Below are 5,324 nucleotides of genomic sequence, written 5' to 3' on the forward strand. Positions count from 1 at the left end.
AGCGGGGCGGCAAACGCGCCCGCCGCCCCGCTCCGGCCGCGCACGCCGCCAAGGCCGCGGAGACCGCCCCCGAGTCCCCGCCGACCTCGCGGGTCGCCGCACGACGGGCCGCACGCGCCCGCAAGGAGAGCGTCGGGGTCGTCGTCAGCCGGGTCACGGGCGAGGCGTTCATCACGCTCGGCGTGCTGATGCTGCTGTTCGTCGCCTACCAGCTGTGGTGGACGAACGTCCTGGCCCACAACCAGGCGGGCGGCGCGGCCAGCAACCTCCAGCAGGAGTGGGACAAGGACGGCGCGGACAAGCGCGCGGCAGGCGCGTTCTCGCCCGGCCAGGGCTTCGCGATCATGTACATCCCGAAGCTCGACGTGAAGGTCCCCATCGCCGAGGGCATCAGCAAGCACGGTGTCCTGGACCGCGGCATGGTCGGCCACTACGGCGAGGGCAAGCTGAAGACGGCGATGCCCTGGGACAAGACGGGGAACTTCGCGGTCGCGGGCCACCGCAACACCCACGGCGAGCCGTTCCGCTACATCAACCGGCTGGTGAAGGGCGACAAGATCGTCGTCGAGACCCGCAGCCGCTTCTACACGTACGAGATGGAGAGCATCCTCCCGCAGACCTCGCCCTCCAACATCGGGGTGATCGGACCGATCCCGCCGGGCTCCGGCTTCACGGAGCCCGGCCGGTACCTCACGCTGACCACGTGCACCCCGGAGTTCACCAGTACCTACCGGATGATCGTGTGGGGCAAGATGGTCGAGGAGCGGCCGCGGAGCAAGGGCAAGCCGGATGCGCTCGTCAGCTGAGCACCATCAGGGGGTACCACGCGGTGACTGCCACCGGACAGGACGCGGACGCCCGCGGCGTCGATGACACCGAGGCGTCCGAGGCGTCCGTGACCACCAGCACGCCGCCGTCGGCACCGCCGCGGCGGGCGCGGCGCCGTATCGCCGCGGTCATCAGCGTCATCGGCGAGCTGCTGATCACGGCAGGCGTGGTCATGGGCCTCTTCGTCGCCTACTCGCTGTGGTGGACCAACGTCCTCGCCGAGCGCGCGGCGCATCACCAGGGTGACCAGGTGCGCCAGCACTGGGCGAAGTCCAAGAGCCCGGAGCAGAAGGAGCTGGACACCAAGGACGGCATCGGCTTCCTGCACGTCCCGGCGATGAAGAACGGCGAGGTGCTGGTCAAGAAGGGCACCAGCAGCAAGGTCCTCAACGACGGGGTGGCCGGTTACTACACCGACCCCGTGAAGTCGGCGCTGCCGCAGGACAAGACGGGGAACTTCACGCTCGCCGCGCACCGGGACGGGCACGGCGCCAAGTTCCACAACATCGACAAGCTGAAGAAGGGCGACGCGGTCGTCTACGAGTCGCAGGACACCTGGTACGTCTACAAGGTCTTCGCGACGCTGCCGCAGACCTCCAAGTACGACGTCGGCGTGCTGGAGAAGACCCCCAAGGCGTCCGGCAAGCGCAAGCCGGGCCGCTACATCACCCTCACCACCTGCACGCCGGTGTACACCTCCACCTACCGCTACATCGTGTGGGGCGAGCTGGTCCGCACCGAGAAGGTGGACGCGGACCGCACCCCGCCGAAGGAACTCCGCTAGGGCACAGCCGCACATGAAGAGGGCCCGGGGCGCAATGCCCCGGGCCCTCTTCATGTGCCGACTGCCGCCGGCTCAGGACCTGTCGCGTCCCCAGCCGCCGACGCCGCCGAAGAAGCCGCCGTCGTCCCCGCCTTCGTTGCCGGGCATCGTGGTGAGGTTGACGGGCGTGTTCTTGGCGACCTCCGTGCCGGCCACCGGGTCGGAGACCACGACGGTCGCCTTGTCGTCCTGCGGCCCGGTGATGTTGCCGACCGCGAGACCCATGTCGGTGAGGGTCTTCTTGGCGTCCTTGAGCTTCTGGTTGGCCAGGTCGGGGACCTGGACCTTCTCGGCTGCCTTGGCCACGGTCAGGGTGATCGTGGAGCCGTTCTCGGCCTGGCTGCCGCCGGCCGGGTCCTGCGACAGCACGGTGTCGGCCGGCTGGTCGGACTCCTGGTCGGTGCGGGCCACCTCGAAGCCGAGGTCGGTGAGCTGCTTCTGCGCCTGGTCGAAGGGCTTGTTGGTGACGTCGGGCACCGAGGTCTTCGGCTTGGCGGCCGCGACGGTCAGGGTGATCGTCTTGTCCTTGACGGCCTCGGTCTGGCTCTCGGGGTCCTGCCGGATGACCTTGCCGGGGGTCTGGTCGGACTGCTCCGTCGTCTGCTGGACGTCCGTGAAGCCCTTGTTCTCCAGGATCGACTTGGCCTTGTCGAAGGTGTAGCCCAGGACGTCCGGCACGGTCACCTTGGCCGGCCCGGTGCACATCGTGACCGTGACCGTGTCGCCCTTGCCGATGGTCGCCGGGGGCTTCGGGTTCTGCTTGGTGACCTGGCCCTTCTTGACGTTGTCGCAGGTCTTGCTGCCGCCCCTGACCACCTCGAAGTCGCCGTTGCGGCCGGCTTCCTTGGCCTCGTCGAGGGTCTTGCCGACCAGGCTGGGCACGGCGAGGTCGCCGTCGGCCTTGCCGCCGCTGAACATCGCCTTGCCGATGAAGATCGCGCCGATCAGTACCAGGACCGCCGCCAGGATCAGCAGGATCGTGGAGGTGTGGTTCTTCTTCTGGCCGCGGCGCCGGTCCGGACGGTCGTCGTAGCCGTAACCGCCGTCGTCGGGGTTGACCGGCGGCAGCATGGACGTGGCGCCCGCCGGGTCCTGCGGGCGCAGCGACGCGGTGGGCTGGTCCTGGTCGTAGCCGACGGCGCCGAGCGCCGCGGTGGCCGCGACCGGCTGCCCGTCCAGCGCCGCCTCGATGTCGGCGCGCATCTCGTCCGCCGACTGATAGCGGTAGTCCGGGTCCTTGACCAGCGCCTTGAGGACGATGGCGTCCATCTCGGGCGTGATCTCGGAGTCGAAGTTGCTCGGCGGCTGCGGTTCCTCGCGTACGTGCTGGTAGGCGACCGCGACCGGCGAGTCGCCGATGAACGGCGGCCGCACGGTCAGCAGCTCGTACAGCAGACAGCCCGTGGAGTACAGGTCGGAGCGTGCGTCGACGGTCTCGCCCTTGGCCTGCTCCGGGGAGAGGTACTGAGCGGTACCGATCACCGCGGCGGTCTGCGTCATCGTCATGCCGGCGTCGCCCATCGCGCGGGCGATGCCGAAGTCCATGACCTTGACCTGGCCGGTGCGGGTGAGCATGACGTTGGCCGGCTTGATGTCCCGGTGGACGATGCCGGCCCGGTGCGAGTACTCCAGGGCCTGGAGCACACCGATGGTCATCTCCAGGGAGCGCTCGGGCAGCAGCTTGCGGCCGGAGTGCAGCAGCTCACGCAGCGTCGAACCGTCGACGTACTCCATCACGATGTACGGGATCGAGACGCCGTCGACGTAGTCCTCGCCGGTGTCGTAGACCGCGACGATGGACGGGTGGTTCAGCGAGGCGGCCGACTGGGCCTCCCGGCGGAACCGGGCCTGGAACGACGGATCGCGGGCGAGGTCCACGCGCAGCGTCTTCACAGCGACGGTGCGCCCCAGGCGGGTGTCATGGGCGAGGTAGACCTCGGCCATGCCGCCGCGGCCGAGCACCGAGCCCAGCTCGTACCGGCCGCCGAGGCGACGCGGCTCTTCCATAGCTACTCCAGCCCTCTCCGTTGATCCCGACCGCACCTGTGTGTGGTCCGGCGGTGTGCTGTTCGGGCATACCGTACCCGGCACGCCTGACGCGGCCCGGCCGCGGCCGCTACCTGATATGCGACCGGTATGGCCGTGACCGCAGTCACTGGTTGCCGTCGAGTACCGCCTCCATGACCCGCTTGGCGACGGGGGCCGCGAGCCGGCCGCCGGCGATGTCGCTGCGCAGCGCGTCGGATCCTTCGATGACCACGGCGACGGCCACCGGGGTGCCCTTGTCGGTCTTCGCGTAGGAGATGAACCAGGCGTACGGGTTGTCCTTGTTGTTCTCGCCGTGCTGGGCCGTACCGGTCTTGCCGCCGACCGTGACGCCCGGGATCTGCGCGTTCGTGCCGGTGCCGGTCTTGACGACCGTCTCCATCATCTCCTGCAGCTTCTGCGCGTTCTCCGGCTTCAGCGGCTCGCTGAGCTTCTCCGGCTGCTGCTGCTGGATGACGTTGAGGTTCGGCGCGACCAGCTTGTCGACCATGTACGGCTTCATCAGCGTGCCGCCGTTGGCGACGGCCGAGGCGACCATGGCCATCTGCAGCGGCGTGGCGCGGTTGGACGCCTGGCCGATGCCGGCCATGGCGTTCTGCGGCCGGTTGTCCTCGGGGTAGATGCTGGCGTCGGCGCGGACCGGCGTGAAGTGCTCATCGTTGAACCCGAACTTCTCGGATTCCTCGATCATCTTCTTGTTGCCGAGGTCGGCGCTGATCTTGCCGAAGACGGTGTTGCAGGACCAGCGCAGCGCCTCGCGCAGGGTGGCGTTCTCGCACGGGATGTTGCCCTCGTTCTTCAGCTGCACGCGGGTGTCGGGCAGCGTCCAGGGCAGCGGCGAGTTGGTCTTCGCGTCGATGTCCGTGTACAGGCCGTTCTCCAGCGCCGCGGCCGCGGTGACCACCTTGAACGTGGAGCCGGGCGGGTAGGTCTGGCGCAGCGCCCGGTTCAGCATCGGGTCGTCCGGGTTGTTCTTCTTCTGCAGCCCGATGTACGCCTTGGCGTCCTTGTCGCTCATCCCGGCGAAGCTGGACGGGTCGTAGGACGGGGTGGAGGCCAGCGCCAGGATCGCGCCGGTCTCCGGGTTGACGGCCGCGACCGCGCCCTTCTGCTTGCCGAGCCCGTCGAAGGCGGCCTTCTGGGCCTTGGCGTTCAGGGTCGTGACGACGTCACCGCCCTGCTGCTTCTCACCGGTGAACATGTCCACCGTGCGGCTGAAGAACAGCTTGTCGTCGGTGCCGGTGAGGACCGGGTCGTACAGCTTCTCCAGCTGGTTCGCGTCGAACGCCTGCGAGGCGTACCCGGTGACCGGCGCCCACATGGGGCCGTCCTTGTAGGTCCGCTTGTACTTGAAGTCGCCGCTGTCCGTGGTGGTCGAGCCGGTCACGGGCTTGTCGCCGACGATGATGTTGCCGCGCGGGATGCTGTACCGCTCGATGGCCACCCGGCGGTTGTGGGAATCGTTCTTCAGTTCGTCGGCCTGGACGAACTGCACCCAGTTGACGCGGATGAGCAGGGCGAGGACGAGCAGGCCGCAGAAGATCGCGACCCGGCGCAGGGGCTTGTTCACGGTCGGACCACCTGGGTCATCTCGGCGTCGGTGGAGGGAGCGGGGGCCGGGGCCGGG

4 protein-coding genes are annotated in these 5,324 nt (G+C 68.8%); 2 read left to right on the top strand and 2 right to left on the bottom strand.

The window, feature by feature from the left end:
• Together CCS38_RS14550 and CCS38_RS14555 are read left to right on the top strand one after the other, a co-directional pair.
• Positions 1 to 806, top strand: an 806-nt coding sequence (locus CCS38_RS14550) for a class E sortase (protein WP_223733681.1), incomplete at its 5' end; no start/stop codon positions are given.
• A 23-nt stretch (positions 807 to 829) separates the two neighbouring features.
• Complete coding sequence (locus tag CCS38_RS14555; RefSeq protein ID WP_372457076.1) at positions 830 to 1,612, top strand: class E sortase; 783 nt, start codon at positions 830 to 832, stop codon at positions 1,610 to 1,612.
• Between the two features lie 72 nt (positions 1,613 to 1,684).
• Here the strand turns inward: CCS38_RS14555 and pknB are convergent, their stop codons facing one another.
• Together pknB and CCS38_RS14565 are read right to left on the bottom strand one after the other, a co-directional pair.
• On the bottom strand, positions 1,685 to 3,658 hold the full coding sequence (gene pknB / locus CCS38_RS14560) for a Stk1 family PASTA domain-containing Ser/Thr kinase (RefSeq protein ID WP_223733682.1): 1,974 nt from the start codon (positions 3,656 to 3,658) through the stop codon (positions 1,685 to 1,687).
• A gap of 145 nt (positions 3,659 to 3,803) precedes the next feature.
• A complete protein-coding gene (locus CCS38_RS14565; protein ID WP_223733683.1) occupies positions 3,804 to 5,267 on the bottom strand; it encodes a peptidoglycan D,D-transpeptidase FtsI family protein in 1,464 nt (487 codons plus the stop codon).
• Between the last annotated feature and the right edge of the window lie 57 nt (positions 5,268 to 5,324).

It is taken from the genome of Streptomyces purpurogeneiscleroticus (genome assembly GCF_020024005.1).
Classification (GTDB): domain Bacteria; phylum Actinomycetota; class Actinomycetes; order Streptomycetales; family Streptomycetaceae; genus Streptomyces; species Streptomyces purpurogeneiscleroticus.